Source organism: Nostoc sp. KVJ3, assembly GCF_026127265.1.
GTDB lineage: Bacteria > Cyanobacteriota > Cyanobacteriia > Cyanobacteriales > Nostocaceae > Nostoc.
The window spans coordinates 37,377-55,692 of record NZ_WWFG01000012.1; the positions used below are offsets into that span (position 1 = coordinate 37,377).

The 18,316-nt window shown below is 39.8% G+C and carries 8 protein-coding genes and 1 pseudogene; 4 read left to right on the top strand and 5 right to left on the bottom strand.

Going from position 1 to position 18,316, the window contains the following annotated elements; translation table 11 throughout:
- Positions 1 to 52 precede the first annotated feature (52 nt).
- From GTQ43_RS39325 to GTQ43_RS39335, 3 genes are read left to right on the top strand one after another with little or no spacing between them, the layout of a single operon-like run.
- The gene (locus GTQ43_RS39325; RefSeq protein ID WP_265278054.1) at positions 53 to 553 is read left to right on the top strand and encodes a hypothetical protein; all 501 of its coding nucleotides are present in this window, start codon (positions 53 to 55) and stop codon (positions 551 to 553) included.
- The gene (locus GTQ43_RS39330) at positions 550 to 3,759 is read left to right on the top strand and encodes a hypothetical protein (RefSeq protein WP_265278055.1); all 3,210 of its coding nucleotides are present in this window, start codon (positions 550 to 552) and stop codon (positions 3,757 to 3,759) included. The genes GTQ43_RS39325 and GTQ43_RS39330 overlap by 4 nt, the downstream gene beginning before the upstream one ends.
- 43 nt (positions 3,760 to 3,802) lie before the next feature.
- Entirely contained in the window at positions 3,803 to 6,805 is a 3,003-nt protein-coding gene (locus GTQ43_RS39335; protein WP_265278056.1) for a pPIWI_RE module domain-containing protein, read from the top strand.
- A gap of 52 nt (positions 6,806 to 6,857) precedes the next feature.
- Here the strand turns inward: GTQ43_RS39335 and GTQ43_RS39340 are convergent.
- Positions 6,858 to 7,049 (bottom strand): annotated as a pseudogene (locus GTQ43_RS39340) (integrase); the annotation flags it as partial.
- A gap of 125 nt (positions 7,050 to 7,174) precedes the next feature.
- Positions 7,175 to 7,816: a type I restriction enzyme HsdR N-terminal domain-containing protein gene (locus GTQ43_RS39345; RefSeq protein WP_265278058.1), complete on the bottom strand. Its 642-nt coding sequence runs from the start codon at positions 7,814 to 7,816 to the stop codon at positions 7,175 to 7,177.
- A gap of 156 nt (positions 7,817 to 7,972) precedes the next feature.
- Between GTQ43_RS39345 and GTQ43_RS39350 the strand changes: the two genes are divergently transcribed.
- The gene (locus GTQ43_RS39350; RefSeq protein ID WP_196523069.1) at positions 7,973 to 8,980 is read left to right on the top strand and encodes a tyrosine-type recombinase/integrase; all 1,008 of its coding nucleotides are present in this window, start codon (positions 7,973 to 7,975) and stop codon (positions 8,978 to 8,980) included.
- 189 nt (positions 8,981 to 9,169) lie between these two features.
- Here GTQ43_RS39350 and GTQ43_RS39355 read toward each other — a convergent pair whose 3' ends face one another.
- Genes GTQ43_RS39355 through GTQ43_RS39365 form a run of 3 tightly spaced genes read right to left on the bottom strand, consistent with a single transcriptional unit; the run spans position 9,170 to position 17,997 of the window.
- Positions 9,170 to 14,863 (bottom strand): DEAD/DEAH box helicase, encoded by a 5,694-nt coding sequence (locus tag GTQ43_RS39355; RefSeq protein ID WP_265278060.1) that lies wholly within the window; start codon positions 14,861 to 14,863, stop codon positions 9,170 to 9,172.
- On the bottom strand, positions 14,856 to 15,899 hold the full coding sequence (locus GTQ43_RS39360) for a hypothetical protein (RefSeq protein WP_265278061.1): 1,044 nt from the start codon (positions 15,897 to 15,899) through the stop codon (positions 14,856 to 14,858). Before GTQ43_RS39360 ends, GTQ43_RS39355 begins: the two co-directional genes overlap by 8 nt.
- Positions 15,900 to 15,942: 43 nt before the next feature.
- On the bottom strand, positions 15,943 to 17,997 hold the full coding sequence (locus GTQ43_RS39365) for a hypothetical protein (protein WP_265278062.1): 2,055 nt from the start codon (positions 17,995 to 17,997) through the stop codon (positions 15,943 to 15,945).
- Positions 17,998 to 18,316: the final 319 nt, after the last annotated feature.

The window sequence follows — 18,316 nt, forward strand, 5'->3', positions numbered from 1 at the left end:
ACAGGGAAAGTTTTACTGCTGTGGTCACTGTGGTGGGTTAATGCATCGGACTGTGGACAATCAATTAAAGTGTGAGAACAAACATTGCGCTAAACAAAAAAAAGCCGCAGTTCCTTTTGAATGTGATAAAGATGACCAAGTTTTATGGCTAAAAAAAGGGCTGCGATATTTTATTCATCGACCTGGGTGTGCAGAACTAAGAATAGAAAAACGTATGAGGGAGTTAGGATTAGAAGTTATTCTCTATCCTGATTTTGATAAATACGACCTGCATATTGTCTTTCCTGATAAAACAGTCTGGGCAGTTGACGTAAAGTTTTGGGAATCTGCATATAACTTAGCTAAGAAGGTTAACGAGCCTATCCCTAGACTTACCCATCAGCCATACCACGAAGCATTTTTTGTATTTGCTGATGACATTAGAGAATATGGAGATGAGTATATTCAAGAGTTCATAAATCACTGTCCAGTTAAATTAAAAAAGTCTCAGGTAATGTTTGAAGGGACTTTTATGAAAGCAGTTGAAAAAAAATTAAAAACTTGTCAATTATGAGAAATACCAAAGAATGGCGGACTCGACTAATTAAAGAAGGATTAGACGAAAACTTATGTGATGTGGAGTTAGGACTGTACTTATTAAGCTCCTTACTTCCAAATGCTCCTGCAAGTAGTCTATGGGTATTGCTGACTGGTTATCCTTTCTCTATCCCAGAATTTCAAAACTGGAGTCAGTCGCAACATAAAATGTATGCTTCTGGTCGTCATTTATTGACAGAATACAGAAGACCATATCTATGGACAGAAGCACTAAAGAATTATCGCTCTTTCGCCGCAGATCAGCGCGGATATGAAATATCTGAGTCTCTAAAAGAGTTTCAAGTCAACAGCAATATAACAACTGCAAATTTTAGATTTGATGTATACGCAAAGATATTAAAATCTCCTATTCCATTATTGAAAAGGCGCGAAATAAAATGGGCAGAGGCTGACCAAACATATAAGTGTGAAGTAAATGGAATCATAGAAACAGTTACCATCTCTTCTGCCCTTGTAAAGTCTCCACCAAATAGCCACAATTTAAGTGGTAAACCCCAACGCGCTCCACTTTGTATAACTTGGAGAGAACTGGAAGATACCGCAGCATGGATGGACAGACAAAGTAGGAAACGAGGGCTAAAATCACAGTGGAAAACTTGGATAAAGAATGTAAAATTACAGGTATTTGGTGATAATGATTGTCTAGTCCGAGTCGAATCCCTAACCATCAATAAGATGATGCATCTAGTTGGAATGGTATCATCAGGCAAATCCAACTTAATGAAAGTCCTGGCAGTCTGGGCAGCAAGAAAGGAATTACACATCACGTTAATCGTAGGAGATGTCCTTCAAATCTTTGAATTAGCAAAGATTTTTGCTGATGTAGGAGTAACCGATGTTGCTCCAATTTTAGGCAATTCCAACAGAAAAAGTCATATTAATCGATTGCATCAAGCTGTTTATAATAACCATCCTGAAGAACCATTCAATCAAGCACATCCCGGCTTTAAATGGATAAGTAATACTTGCTTGTTGAGCGGTCTGGTTAACCCAGAAATGTCAAAACCGTTTGAAATAGGAAAACAACCTTGTCTCTCTCTACAACTTATTAAAAAATCAGAATCAACAGACCTAGAAAATAATGAGGTAGATGATAAACAATCAGAGTCACCAAAAATGAAAATGGCTTGTCCTGCTTACAGCGTATGCTCTTACCATCAAAAGGAACGAGATTTAGTAAAAGGTTCCATCTGGATTGCTACACCGGGAAGTCTAATTTATAGTAGGGTGCCACAACAGATAAACCAAGAAAGTTTACTTTATGCTGAGTTGGTCTGGAGGCATAGTGACTTAGTAATTGTGGATGAAGTAGACCAATATCAAGCTTATCTAGATAAAGCATTTAGCCCAGATCAGACATTACGCCGACCAACAAGAGATGCTTGGTTAGATGAAGTTTTACAAAAGGTTGAAGCTGAATTAGTCCGTCAAAATTCTCAACCACTGAGCAAAAAAATTGTCAGTGATTGGTGGGATGCTTGCCAACAAGCTAAACGAGTTACAGACCAAATTTATTGGATGTTAGGAGGGGATTATCCTGAATTATCTCAATGGCAAAATAGTAAAAAATATTTTACCGATTGGTTGCTATTGCGAGAAGTTGCTATTGATTTAGTCGGAACTAAAAACGCCGATAATTTAATGAAGGATATATTTGAACCTTATATAAATAATTTAGACAACGACAAGGATTTACTTTTTACCCTTACTCACAAAGCTAGTGGCAGGAAAAATGCCCTTATTGAGTGGGTCAAGAAACAAGCCACTATTCCTTTAGAAACAGAGAAGATTCAAGAAATTGCCGTGAAGTTAGAGTTTGCATTATTAGTCTGCGTTCTACAAAACAAACTTTACTTGATGATGCGTTACTGGAGGCAAGTACAAGACATCCTCAAACTGGAAGCAGAAGATTCAATGTGGTTTCAAGCGCCACCCGCAGACTACAACGCAATAATTCCCGCGATGCCAATGGGAAATCAGTTGGCATTCCAGTACCAGAAATCTTATAAGGAACAGTTAGGAAGTCTCCGGTTTTTCCGTTGCACAGGCATTGGTCGTTGGTCACTTCTACATTTCAATGATTTGTTCGCCAGCGACAACATAGCAAGTCCCCACATATTGCTGATGTCAGGAACCAGTTGGGCGGGTAAATCTCCGGCATACCATGTTCATGTACCAGTAACCGGAGTTTTATCACCAAATACTAATAAGGGATTTTCAATCTCATCTGAGTTTTTACCCTTATATGATGACCAAAATCAACCAATCTTTGTGTCAGGAACAGGGGATAAAAAACAGAAGAACTTGGAGAAAATTGTCACCAAGTTAGTAGAGGAAGAATATTTAGAGCAAAAACTAACAGACCTTCAAGGACGAAAAATACTGTTGGTAGTCAATAGCTATGAACAAGTAAAAATAGTCCACGAGCATTTAGTTCGTCTAGGGTGGGGAAATCGAGTTATAGCTTTAACGAAAGATGATAATAAATCTGAGTGGCTAGATGATGACTCAGAGAATGAAAGTCATAATACGTTGCAACGAGGACGAGTATCTGAGTTTGCCAATAAACCTGACAAGGTAATTCTAATAGCCCCGCTAAAAGCGATAGAGCGTGGTCACAATATTGTTGATGAGAAAGGAATGGCAGTAATTGGGGCAGCTTACTTCCTGGTTTTACCCCACCCAAGTCCTGATGACCTCAGTTATGCAATTCACTCTATAAACCGTTGGGCAATTGAAAACTACAAGACATTTGAGGGAGAAAATCTTGAGGACTTAGGTACTAATTTTCGAGACACAGCTTATCGTCAATGGCTGCGGTTGCTACACCTACCAGTAAGGTTAAGAACTCTTGATGAGAAAAACTTATCTGCTATGCATTGGGATATTGCCGTTTCACTCTGGCAGGTGGTAGGTCGTCTTATTCGTGGCAGTAGTAATGCAGAACTCTTCTGGTGCGATGCCAAGTTTGGACTTAATGTTGCACAGATGAATGAACAAGAGGATACCCCTTCAACTAGTATCCTTGTTGGCATCCGAGATTTGCTACAACCCTATTTTGAGGAGGATGATCCTCAGATTACACAACGGGATAGGCAGATAGTTCAGGCTCTTTATCGCCCATTTTATGAAGCGATCGCCAAAACTAAAAATCTTTTCTGACGTTCTTCCGTAAACATCTCACAAATTACAAATAATTTGATTTATGTCATTACCTAAATACAACAAAATCCGCTTGTGTGCCTTCCGACTCAAACACAACTTACCCGCTCAAAATTTTTATGCATTGAAGTTTCCAGAAACAGTCAAAGATTCATTAAAAAATCTTGTAGCCGAGAGAGACAGCCGTCCCAAAGATAAAGTTGGTATTCCCATCGCATCGCTCAATGAAGCTCTACGGGCAAGTATCCCTGGTTTAATTTACATTGGTAAAATTTGGGAGAAAAATTGGTTATACAGTCCAGTTGAAATTCCAATAGATAAATTATCAGTAATTTTCTCTCATTGGCTAGATACTGAGTTCCCAGATGAACACCCAAACAAGCGCAAGAAAGGGATAACCTTTGAGCAAAGACAAGCTGTAATGCAGCTACTATCGAACCCTAACAATTTAAAGTGGGAACCAGTGACTCTAGAAACGGAATTATGGAAAAAATATGCTAATGGAACCGCCAATATTACTGAAAATGCAGATGGATTTATCCTATTGCCTGATATTCTAGCAACACAACTGAGTGACCCAAACTTAAAGTTCAAATTAAGTGATGAAACAATTCAGTTCTATCGCTGTGCGCCAGTAGAAGGAGCAGGAGCAGAGTTGATATCTTGGCCTCCCCTATCGTACACGCAGAAAAACCATACTTACTATTATTCAATAGTTCTAAGTTTGAAAGTACAAACGGTTCCATTCCAGCCATATCCTCAACTGCAATGTGATATGAGTATACGGCGGTGGTGCAGTATAAATGAAACTGGTTTGTTACCAGGAGGGCAAGCTAGTTCTGTGTATATTCGTACCAAGCTTAAATGGGGCGAGGGATTAAATCCTTATGGATATACCGAATACTTTCAAGTTGCTCCACTGGTATGGAAAGGAGAGCCTAAATGGGCTAACAACTTAGCTAATCTGTTAAATAAACTCAACCCTCTTCCATACACTCCAGAACAAATTTTAGCTAATCCCATACAAGCACTTAATTTCCAAGAGATTCCTAATATTTGTATTACCTATAAAGATGGGATAATTCCAGGTCATAAAGTAGGGAAAGGATTGCCACCAATTAACCGTCGTCAATTAGCTGAACAAATCGCATTATTGTTACAAGATGACTGGGAACTAATAGAATATAAGCGGTTTAATTTTAAAATAGATACTAAGCAATCTGCTCAAATATTTGACTTACCCAAGCCCGATGGAACATCTTGGGAACTACCTGTTCCAGAAAAACAAAGGGGAGAGACAGAAGAAGAATTTTTAACTAGAACACAAGAACTATTAACTAAACAAGAGGATCAAAGAAATAAATTTAAAAAGAAAAAAACTGAAACGGATGAGCAATTTAAATTCAGGTATGAACAATTTTTAGATAAACAACAGTTAGAAAGGGACAAATGTAAAAAGAAAGAAGATGAAACGGATGAACACTTCAAATCAAGATACGCTCATTATGAAAAACGTTTAAAGCAACTATCCTCAGAGAGAAAAAGACTTCGTGAAGCCATTCGTAAGTGTATTGGCAAAGAGCTAACCATTGAAAATTGGTATATTAACGAGTCAACACGCGATACATTTATAAAAGCAGTGTGGTATTGCTTGGGGTTGAAAACAGCAACAGCGGGTATTCATAATTTCCCAGATATAGATTTTACCGTAACTATACGCACGCAACAAATAGGTAGGTTAGCAGAACGTTTACCTTTATCTACAGATACAAAAAAGAAACCGAATTCCGAACAAAGAAAAAAAGCTATCAACATCCGAATGGATGAGGTAGCAGAAACTGTTAATAAAATGCCCCCTGTGACAGGGAAGGTAGGGGTATTAGTTGAACTCTATGGTGAAAAACATTGGAAACCTGAATGGACAGACCCCCAAGCAGCTATTCGCTTAGGCTTTGTTCAAGATAAAATTGACAGGGTATCTAAGTTTATTGTCCCTGAACATGAGGAATTAAAAAAGAAATATGAAAAGGCCGCAAAAGATAAAGGTAGAGAGTTAAACAGGCAAGAGCAGAATAAAATTAATGGATTACAAGAAGAGCTACCGCAGAAAGCGATAACTTCTTTTTTAGACCTACTGCGTTCGCTGGGAGTACAGATAGCTCCGCCTCGCATAGTTATTCCATCAGTAACTCTTCCTAACCCCCTTACTTATGTAGGTTTATGGTTGGTTAACCGCACTTCTAAAACCAGCGCGCATGGGAAACAACAACTCATCCCAGTTATGGTGAAAATGCGTTCTGATTCTCAAGCAATAGAAGCTATTTTTAATGGTATATCCGATTGGATACCCTACGATGAAGCTTTAAGAAAAATAAACGTAAAAGGAACATCTATTACAGGAGATAACAACGAGTTAAAAAAGGAGATAAAAGGATTTATCAAACGAATGCTGCAAACCAAAGAGTTAAGAGGTAAAGATACATTACTCCTCTGTGATGCCCAAAACATACGAAGGTATTGGACATGGTTACAAGATACACAAATCTCTCAAGAAGGGATAGTTTTTGGCATCGAATCTCCTCAAATGATGCCAAAAATTCGCGTAGTTCGGGTACGCCAAGATGGAGAAACTCCAGAATGGTATGCTCTGCATGAACAAGAGAAACAGGAGATTAAGTTGTTTAATAATTTGATGGAAATTGAACAAATAAGTGTGGCGACGGAAGGACTATTTAATACGGACAGCAATGAACGTATATTTCTTAGTATTGGGCAAAAATCTAATACAATGCCAAAAGAAAAACTCGATTTCAGTAAATTTGATAAACCTCAACTCCCCTGGTCAAACCCTGCAATACTTGAATTAGTAGTAGCTTGCATACAACCAGAAGATGAACCTTGCCATTGGGCAGTATTGACGCATGAATTACGTCGGATGGCATTGCAATACAAAGATACCTTAGCTCGTCCAATTGTTCTTCACTTAGCAGCACAGATGGCAGATTATGTTTTGATGGTGGATGAAGATTCTTCAGAAGACGAATAATTTTTATCTCATGCTTGCTCAAAGCAATAATAGGAGCATTTCTTAATTTTTCTCACTCCGACTTCTTCAACATACCCGTCAACAATTCCGACATTTCCCACAGGTCTTTATTCCTGTTATCGTCATAAATCATCAGCGTTCGCGGGTCAGCATGACGGCTCAATTTCTGCACCTTTCTGATATTCCCATCAGTAGCATCAAGCGCTGCCGTAATCGCCGAATGCCTGACCCTGTGCGGTGACATAGTGACTGCATAGGGAAGGAATGATATCAATCGTGATATCAATGCCCCACAAAGACCGATGGCGTAACCGCCCTTTCCGGTGGCGAGATCGCTTTACCACCTGGACGGGACTCTCCTGAGTGAGCTTATGACGCAGCAGAGATTACCTGACCAATCCGCTTGAGAATTTGCAAAACACTGTACAGTTCTCTGGCGGATGCAAACGGGGCGAAGACCCTTGACAGGTCGTACTGTGGCGTATTTGTTTGCGTCACTTTCACAAATAAAATATCGTCGCCATTCGTCACCATACCGAACACAGGTTTATTCGGGTTGGGGTTAGCCATCAGGTAAGCCAGGGCTTGTGGTACAGCTGACCAAACCGAAAGCGTGGTTTTTTTTGACTCTAACACCATGACCCAGAACTGATCTTGCAGCACTAAAACATCAATCCGTCCGCGCAGTATCTCCTCGCCATCATTCAGCACCAATTCCACGGATGATTCAGCCTTAATCCGAAAAGGAGGATCGTAAAACCCGGAGAGTGCAAGAATTGGTGACACCAGCAACAATATGACTGTCCCTTCTAGTAAATCACCTCCGGCACGATGATAGAGATATCTACGCCGCAGGACATCCACAGAAGCTTTTTCCGCTTCTGTAATTTCAGGCAATCCTTCATACCACTCCGTGAAAAACTGCTCATCTTCAACGCGGACGAAACCGAATCGATTTTCTGCATCCAATAGAGTGGTAATCGCTTCTGTAATTGCTGCCGTCTGTGTCATTGCTTCTAGGTAACAGTTGCCTTGCTCTTTTATTGCATCTCTCCCATCTTTATTATCGTCAATTGGCGCGATCGCAAAGAAAGTAGTAGATACTGATGTAGATATATATAGAGTGAGAATGAAAGTTTACGCTCTATTGAGACGCATAACGTGACTATGGATACTAGCATCACGACGGAAATCTTAGAAAAAAATTACGCGCTAGCCATAGGCGAGAGTTTTACGACGCTCGACACCGATCCAGATGTCATCTCACAGTTGTTAAGCGATACACGCAGCGCTGGCACCCGCCGCGCCTACTCGAAAGATTTACGAGACTTTTTCGCCTTCTCAACCGGGAAACAACCCGACCGCGCCTTAGTTCTGGAATTTCTTCACCTCGAACACCGTCACGCGATCGCTGTGGTTTTGAAGTTCAAGGCGTACTTGATGAATGAGCGAAAACTAGCTGAGAACACCGTTAATCGGAAGTTAGCGGCGATTAAGTCGATGGTGGCGATGGGGCGTAAACTTGGGGTGTGTGCCTTTTCCCTGGAAGATGTGAAAGCCGAGAAGGTGCAGACTTACCGAGATACTTCCGGCGTTGAAGCTAGCGATTACGCTGCGGTTTTGAAGCTGGTAGACCGAACCACAGTGAAGGGTAAGAGGGACTATGCAATCTTGCGCCTACTTTGGGACAATGCCCTAAGACGAAATGAGGTTTGTTCTCTAAATGTGGGAGACTTCAACCCACAGGCAGGAACACTTCAGATCCTCGGCAAAGGTAAGGGAACGCAAAAGGTAGCAATCGAACTTACCCGAAAGACCGTTGAGGCGTTAACCGATTGGGTAATCGCCAGCAGTAAGGCAAGCAGGTTAACCGAGCCGATGTTTGGTTCGATGGCATACCGCAAAGGTGATAAAGAAGATAGGTTGATTGGCGAGTCGATCCGGCGGTTGGTCGATGGTTTATGCAAACAGGCGGGAATCACCAAAAAGATGTCACCGCACCGGGTACGACACAGTTCTATTACAACCGCGCTAGATCACAGTAACGGGAACTATCGCAAGGTTCAAAATCTTAGCCGTCACGCCAATATTGATACGATCCGAAAATATGATGACAACCGCCAACGCCAGAAACAGCAGCGGGAATTATCAGGCGTTTTGGCGGATTTGGTGTAAAAGGAAATGGAGACCCTCACCATTAATTAGGGATTAATTATTATGACCCAAACCAAATTTAAAAAACTGACTTTTACATAGTTTTTGGAACAGTACCCAGATGGTTCGGACATTTATGAACTAGTAAATGGAGAAATTGTACGCAACCATCAACTACTGCCCCAGAAAAAGCAAAAGGTACTGATTTGATTATGCCTGTGGCGAACTCAGCGACTGATAACACCAGCTAGGACGGCGCAAAAGATTAAAGGTATTAATGTAGCGAATTTGATTGTCTGGCGCTACCTTGGCAACAGCATCAGTTAGTAAACCAATGCGGTTATTGAGGTTCCACAACGGATGAACAATAATAACAGTTATATCACCCACTGTAAAACCAGGCAGTCCTCCCATATCTTCTGGAGAACAATTGCTAAAAGATGCACAAAAAGCATCTCGAAGTATACTTGCTGTTTGTAGCCAGTTTTCTAAGTCTGGATCGGAAAAGTCACCGTGCAAGCCGCAACGAAAATTCTTATCACCTAATGCCCTAAGTAAAGATAGACCCAATCGCCAATCGAGCAAACCATGATAATTTTTATTTCGGTAATTTTGCAAACAGTTATAACAAGAAGAATCGCATTCATGACGATGTTTCGCTGACATCATAGCATCAGCAAAAGCATTTTGAATATTTAGAATTTTTTCTATGATAATTTCTTGCCAATGTTGAGAAAGCCAGTCTGTAAAACCAGAACCATTGGCTAGGCGATCGCTAATCACAATTTCACCTACCTTTTCACCAGTTCCCTCTAGTTCAACCTGCCGTAAACCACTTATATCTAATTCCTCTGGATCGATGTCTAATTGCTGAGATGCTACGGCACGAATAATAAAAGCCGCAGAGTAAAAAGCTGCTTTAATTGCAGAACCTGCTGCAATTGGGTCGAGGCATAATCCATCTGGTACGCTAGTAGGTTGGATACGAAGAACGCCAGTTATTTTGGGTGCAACAATAGCCAGTTCTTCCGTTTCACCCGGCTCTTTAAACTTTACCCCATCAGGTTTATTCTGGAATCGCTCATTAATCCACTGAAATTCTAACAGTTTGTCACCCCGCCCAAAAGAAGCTTTACCCACTGCCCCCTTGAACAATTGCCCGTTATTATCATTAACACGGAAAACACGACCAGACGCAGAAAATGCTTTGGTTGTATTTGTACCATCAACTACGTCAAAATCTTGAGGTTGTGACTCAGCTACACTAGCTGCACCTGTGACTAATACCTCATATTCATCCTTAGCATCAGCCCCAGGATTGAGGCTTGTACGAAAAGCTAAAGGCACAGCCCAAGGGAAAACTCGAAATCCTTGCTCTTTCGTTGCTTCACATTTTGGACAGATTAATTTTTCAAACTTCTTAATAGAGGTTTCTGTATGTTGACAACGCTGACATCTCAACATCCATTTCCTCTGAGAAAGTGGATCATTATCAGCAGGAACCAAGCCATTTTTACTGTCTGGAAGTAATGGTGCAGTGAAACCAATAGAAGTGTAAATACGTTTATCCTTGGTTTTTTCGGCACCCGGAGCGAATTCTGTAATAGCCAAGTCTAAATCACGGTTTATGGTAGCAAAATTACTGTTTTTCAATGGATTATGGTGGTACAAATCCCGCACTCTTGAAGGCATCCCATACATCGGCAAAATACCACCCTCAGCCAGGATTTCTGCTAATCCTTTTCCAGCTAATTCTAGATTATTAGCACAATCGTTAATCTTATTAAATAAATGCTGGCGTGCATAGATTTCAAAAGTATTCGCATCGATATTTTTTACACCAATTAGCAAAGCACTTACTACCTCAGTTACTTCATCTGAAGTCTCTAACCAATTGCGAACTTTCTCACGACGAGATTCATTATCACGCCAGTCCTCAACTTTGCCGAATTCCCCATGACTATCTGGTGGTGTTGGACTATCCCACCACCTGACATCAGCAGCAATAAATGCACGTCGTAAACATTCTTTTGCTAAAAGACGCTGAACAATTTCAACTTGCGACATAGAGAGAAAGGGAACAGGTGGAGGATCACCCGTGATTTTTTCAGGATGCTGATAATAAAATTCATCGTGACTATTACCTCGACAAAGAGTCAGCACAATTGCAAAAGCTTGACCCCGACGACCAGCCCGACCAGCCCTCTGTTGATAATTAAAGCGCATTGGTGGCATATTTGCCATGACCACAGCCATTAAGCTACCAATGTCAATTCCTACCTCCATTGTGGTAGTCACACTCAAGATATCGATAATATCTACAACTGGAATAAAATCTCTTTCTTGTTCGCCTATGTTGACCACAATATTGCGAAAATGTCGCTGTCTTTCAGCTTGATCGTCAGTTTGTCCAGTCAATTCTTCACAATGTAACCGCAAGGGTTGACGTTTATTAACTGCCTCTGTTGCGTAATAATTGCGCTCATATAAATCTGTGCAGTTTTTATTAGGTAATGTGGGTAACTCTCCAAGGCAATTAGTACAGATTCCCCCCGCATAGTATAAGTGAGAACGACCACATGATTCACATTGCCACACGGGGTCATTAGCAACTGCTACCCGTACCCATAAATGCAGGGGACTAATTTTTAGATGGTCGTGTTTACCATCTTCACAAATAGCTGACCACAATGCCTGAAATAGTTTTTTCTCTAGAAGCTTATTGTGTGTTACACATTTATTAATATATTTTTTCAATCTAGCTTTAGCATCATTCCAGCTATTCCAGTCATCTGGACGATACTTAGGATAACGGTACAAATCACCAATTACACGCAAGCATCCATTGCATATTTCTCTAAATATTGCGGCTGAGGTATTACATTGTGTTGCTAATTCCTCTAACCGATCTTGTGGTAAATTTAGGCAAATATAGCCCAATCCAGCACTTTCAAGATTATAAAATAAACGACTAAAAAATGCATCAGAAACCTCAGATATTACCTTAGAAACAAGAAAGTTTCGCTTATCCTTAGCTGCATTAGATAAGTCAGACTGCCATTTTAAGGATAGAGATTCAAAGTCAAAAAATCTTGTCCAATGATGCTCTTCCGCGTCATAGTAATATTTTTGATCATCTCTATCATTACCAGCAGGATTGATGCCTAATTCCGCTAATCTCTTGATTAACACACCGGGAGCTTCATTTTCACCTTCAAACAAAACTTTGAGGGGAATAATGCGTGTAGTGCCTGTTTCTTCAATTTGATTAATCAAATTTTGAGCTTGATTTCGCCGATTTTTATATAGTTCTAAATCATCATCGTCAAGACTTTCTGGCAAAGGTTTAGTAGCATTTTTTACCGCTTTTTGAAACTTTTCAATAAAACCAGGATTTTGCCGAGAAAATTCCATTGCTTCCGTGCGGCATGGTTGACTATGTTGTTGAATATCTTGTAGTAGGTATAGTTGACCAATAGCCAATTGTTTAAGTTCATCATATATAGCCCCACGTACAATGTCATAATAATGTGTACGTTCAATACCATTAGATATAGAGGCTGCATTTTCACGACTATCAGAAAATACTACTAGCTTGCGTGATTTTGGGTCATCTGGTAACTGATAAAATATCTCTTTAGAGAGCAGTTGACTTAATCGAGAAAAACCAGTACGAAACCCTCTAATTGAAGATTGCCTCGTCTTTCTCTTGCTGTAATCTGTAGCGCAGCAAGGACAAATAGAGGGTTGCGCTCGCATAAATTCTTGATCTTCAGATTTTGTATCTCGCAAGTGAAAGATATAACCTTTAACCCACTGTTGACTGGGTATATCTGGGTCTCCGAGAGTAACGCGACCACTACAAGTATCTAAAGAGGCTTTGTCCCACAGAGCTTTTTCTGTACCGCTACCTTGTCTTTTTGGTTGATTCCAGCCCTTTTCTTTTGGGACATCTTCATGAATATTTCTTAAAGGCCAAAAGATGGCATATTCGCGGTAAGTTCGGCGCTCCAACAAACTCCCAGCTTGACGGTCAGGAATTCCTTCAATATCTGGCTCTGTAGGTAGAAGCTCCCACTCCAAGCCTTCATTATTGTCTAAAACTAGGCGATTTCCACCATAAAATACAGTACCGCATTGTTCGCAGTAAAGCAATTCCAACACTCGATAATTTTGATGAACTATTGGGGGATTTTCGGCAAATAGTTTGCCAACTGGTCGATTTTCACTGCTTTCATCCCCATGACAATCGTAGTTAGGCTTTGTGCAAGCCCAAAGACCATTAATATTTCTAAAAAACCAGTGTAATCTGAAAGAAGGTAGAGACTTATTATCACATAAACTCCGAGCTATGAGTAGTCCTCTTGCTGCCAATTTGCGGTTTTCATCTGTTAAATTATCACCAAAAAGTATCTGAGAAAATTTATTTAAAGATACTGCACGACGAATTTTTTCAGCATCTGTACAAGCATTGATCATTTTAGCAGCAACAGCAGCACTTTCTGATTCCAATATTTGACGGCAGGTTTCATTTTCATATAGATTTTTTACCTCTGGTGTTCTTGCTAAAGCGATAAACGGTTCACTAGGTAAAAAATCTTGACTTTCAACTGCCACGACTTGCTGAAGATGGCCAGGGATAATCTGCTCAGAATGCCATTCTTTACCAAAGAATTGAGACAGGAATTCTCGGCTTTGTGGATCATTTGGTTCCAGAGATGCGCTAGAAGCAAGAATTCTTAGTTGAGGATGACCAGGATAAAGTCCCAATCTTTCAAGCAATAATCGAATTAAGTATGCAACTTCTGTACCAGCAGTACCACGATAAAGGTGCAATTCATCAACAATTAAGTGAAAAATACTACCATCTTTCTTTAACCATTCCCGTGTTTTCTCAAAAATATTTTTATCGATATCCCGCATCAGCATAATACTGAGCATAGAATAATTAGTAATTAAAATATCTGGTGGGGCATCTTGCATATCCCAACGACAGCGCATTTCTGCCCCATCTAAACGAGGAAAGAAGAATCTTACATCTTCTTCATCAGGTTTAATAGTATGCTGAATAGCTGCATCAGCAGATTCCTGCATATTCCTCATTTGTTTGACAAGTTCTTCTATTTTCTTCCCGTTAGGTTTCCCATTCTGTTTATACTCTTGTCCTGGCACTGGTGTCACACCGTTATATCTACCAAAATAGATTCGATTACCATTCCTACGACTTTTAAACCAATCTCGTGCCTGTTCAGAATCTAAAGCACGGCGCAGTCTGGTAAGCTGGTCTTCAACTAGTGCATTCATCGGATATAAAATTAGCGCCCTCACAGCAGCATCCCTGGTTTCATGGTTTCTTTGAGGTACGCGATAAGAACGCTTAAAACTGCGTCTTTTCTCTACCATCGGGTTACATTTATTTTGCCAGTCCTCATTTTTCCACCAATCATTGAGGTAATTTGGCTCAGTTACCGGTGCTTTCCAGGTTTGTGATTCTTGGGCTAGGTAAGCAAAAAGTGGCAACAAAAAAGATTCCGTTTTACCTGAACCTGTACCAGCGGTTACTACTACATTTTCACCTAATAATGCCTGACGGAGCATTGCAACTTGGTGGCTATATAATGGATAATCACCAACAAGTCCACAAGCGGCTAAACTTTTGAAGTCTGCAAGAGAAGCTTCATTAAAACCAGGAACATCTGAAACCTCTAGATTATTGATTGTCTTGCCAGATAATTGATAACTGGGCAGTGGCTCAATCCAAGGTTCTTGGTAAAATACTCCAGGGTTAAGCAGATGCCTTTCCCGTTCCTTCTCAATTTCCGGAAACTGGGTACTGAAAGCAGTCTTAATATAGAGAATTAAGTTATCGCGGATTTTATCAAAAGCACCAATTGGATCAATCATCGTTTACCTCAAAATTGATATCTAAAAACTTAATTAACATGGTTTGATCTAACTTAGCCGCAGTCATTTCTGCTATTTGAGGGGGAACATCTCGAAATAAATTGAAACCTGTAACATTCAAATTGGTGACTACTTCCTTTTCTTTAGATAAAAAGGAGTTGATGGTGCGTTGTTGTAATGGTAACTTTTCTATAAAAATAGGCGCATATCCTGAGCATAAAGTTAAAGCTCTTTCTAGGAGTTGTGGCAGTTTAGCACCAACTGGAACTGCCATAATAAATCGACGTTGGTCGTAAATAAGAACTTGAATCTTAGCAGATTTAAGAACAGCATATCGTCCCCAGTCACGTTCAACTTGGGTACATCTTTCTTCTTGCCAAAGATAATATATCTTGGTATTCCGATAGGGGTGTTGATATTGGCTGAGGCGGATATCCGGCTTCCTCTTTCCCGAATCATCTTCGATTGATGTGGGAGAGAGGATAAAGCGTAAAATATTTTCGTCAAATGTTTTACTTTTCCAGTTAAGTTCTGGCTCATTAGACCATTGATAATTAATTAAGGAATCTTCAAGGGAGGCGGCAAAATGCAAAAGTGACCAAGAAGATGGTGTTTCTATAAAATTTATGGCTAATTGAGCAGCAATTTTATGTAATTCTGATATATCCTCAGTTTGTACTACTATCCGCTTAGGTACTAATATTAATTCACTCCTTTGTTCGGCCACATCAATATTTATGTGTTGTCCAACAGATTGACAAGCATTCCTTAACTTATCTATAGTATTCGGTGTTCTAACTCCTGCTAAAATAGCTTGGGGAAACCCACCACTAGGTAATCTTATTAATACAGGTGGTGCGACATACACTCTTCTTCTATTATTATCAGTGAAATCAAATTCACAGTGACCGAGTGAATTGAGGGCACGAACGGTTGATAATATTTTATTTTTCATATCATCTCCCTCATCACTAATAGCAGTTTTACTAAGACTATGAAGATAATTAAATGCCTGTTTAAACGATAACCAAGACATTTCCTTATTGGCAGAAATTACATAGAGTAGTTCATCGCTATTCCTATACACGTTTTGCCCCTTTTTGGAATTCTACCCATAAATTTTTAAGACGAATATCGCTGAGAGGAGGCAAAGTTCGCTTGTGGTTATCTAATAATATTTTTTTCCATGAATCCAGTTTTTTTCTATCCTTACAAGGTGATAGTTTTAGCTCTGATTCTTTTAAACTGGTGCCACAAAACATAGCTCTATCAAAAAGGCTTCCTTTAGCAATAGCCCAAACTGGATACCAATCAATAAGTATTGATTCTTCTGGATAAATTGCAACTTGTCCCGGTTCTTTGCCCAGAAAAACAACGCGCTGCTTGCCTTGGATTGGTAGGAGAGTATTGAAGTTAAAAGTAGGACAATCAACTCCCTTTACTAATGCTCCCCTCACTTCTGGAGAATGTTCATCTTTAGTGGTCGTAACCAAACCAAATCTGTCAATATATGACGTTTTTATACTTGAAACTAAAGAGAAATCCTCTACTAATAATAAAGATAAACGTTTAATAACATTGTCACCATTACGGGCTTCAATTTTAATATTTGTATCTACTGGAATATCTGGAGGTAGTTCATAAATACTTTGTCCAGATGTATCTTCTAGCAGTCTGCCATTACAATATAATTTTGCTGTTCCATCACTGCATTGTAAAACTAATTTTGGTGGTGCAAACCTAAAGAACCAATTTCCGTTTCCAAGGCGTAAACCACCTTCTAAACTCAGTCTGATGCTAGTGGAAAATGATAATATAGGATATTCGCTTTTTACTATTTCATCACTATGGGCAGCAGTCACTTTAAATAAGTACCATCCATTTGGTAATCCTTTAACAATATGCAACCTCTCAAAACCTTCACAACTGGATGTTCCCCATCTTTCTAGCAAAGTACGGCACTCTTGATGAACTGCTAAAAAAAATGGCGAACCTTTAGGAAGTCTCCCTACTTCTACAATTCCTGGTAAACTCAGACTTCTGCCTTCAACAAATATTCGTATATGGGAATTTGGAAACTTAAAACGCCATTTATTATCAGGAGATTCCATCTGGAAAGCGTAACGCCAATCTAGCATGGAAGCATCAATATTTCTACCGTTTAATATGGGTGAAGACCAACCATTACCATGTTCGTCACAGGAATAAAAATCGTTATTAAAATTTAAAATCAGACCATCTTCAGGAAAATCATGCTTTGTCGTACAACGTAAGGTGAAGCTGGCACGTTTAGCAGTCAAGTCGAGTTTGCAACACAGTCTTAAGACCCCGTAAATCTGCGTTCTCCCCTCAGATTGTAATTCTGTGGTTCCATCCCAGTTACATAACTCATCTACAATTCTTTCAATCAGTGCCTGACGTAATTCATTACCTTCGCTAGTTTCTTCTAGCAATTGCAGCGTTCGTGTTCGCAGATAGCTACGCCCGTATCTTACTAACAAAGATGTTATGTGTCTTTCGGAAGGAAGGGAAATTGTTTCTAAGCCTGCCTCTGCAAAAATAATGGGTAGTGCCTTAAGTTCCTTTTCAGTCAAAAGTGTTTGGGCGATGGGTATACCAACGTGAACTAATCTGCCAGTAATGTTGGCGTTAAAAATGCCCAATTTATCCGATTTATCGACATTTGCCCATTTCTCTAAATCTCTCCAAAGTTTTTGCATCTCGTCAAAATCTGGATATTTTCCAGAGGTCGGTTTTTCTCCCAGTAATTCCCGCAAGCGGGGATAGTAGGCTTTGGAAGAAAAATCACCTTCAGTACCTGCTGCCAAAACAAATAAAGCTAAATAGCCTATGTATGGAGGATAACCTTGACGTTGGTATCGCCATACCGGGTTTTGCATACTCCTCAAGGCTTGTTGACAGATACTACTTAGACCAATTACATTTTTTACTGTTTGGATAAAGTCTTGGCAAGTAACCCCTTTAGAGATGCCTAATGAATTAATTAAATCCTCTGTGACGTAAAGATAAACATTACGCCCAGACATTTCTGGATTGAAAAAATGCTGGGCAATTATTTCGTTCCACTCTGAGTAACTTCTAGTATTTTTTGCAGTATAGCTTAGGGTTTTCATGTATTAATTATAATACTTAAATTTATTTATACCAAAAATGTTTTCACAAAACGCGATCGCGCTCTCAATCAGCGGACAATAATTGAACTAGCTCCGATGGAACACGAGCAAAGCGCATAAAGCGTTACAGTAGCAATGGATAGGCCGGCAATGGAAGTGTGGCCAGTATCTAGTTAATATGAATATCTGGATACCCAGACATTCATACAGCCAAATTAGGTGTGTACCCAGGTAGCAACGTTATGCTTCTATCTCTTGTAAGGGAAGTAGCAGCATAATTAAGGTACTTGCCAAAATTGTTAAGTATGAGTTCTGGAAT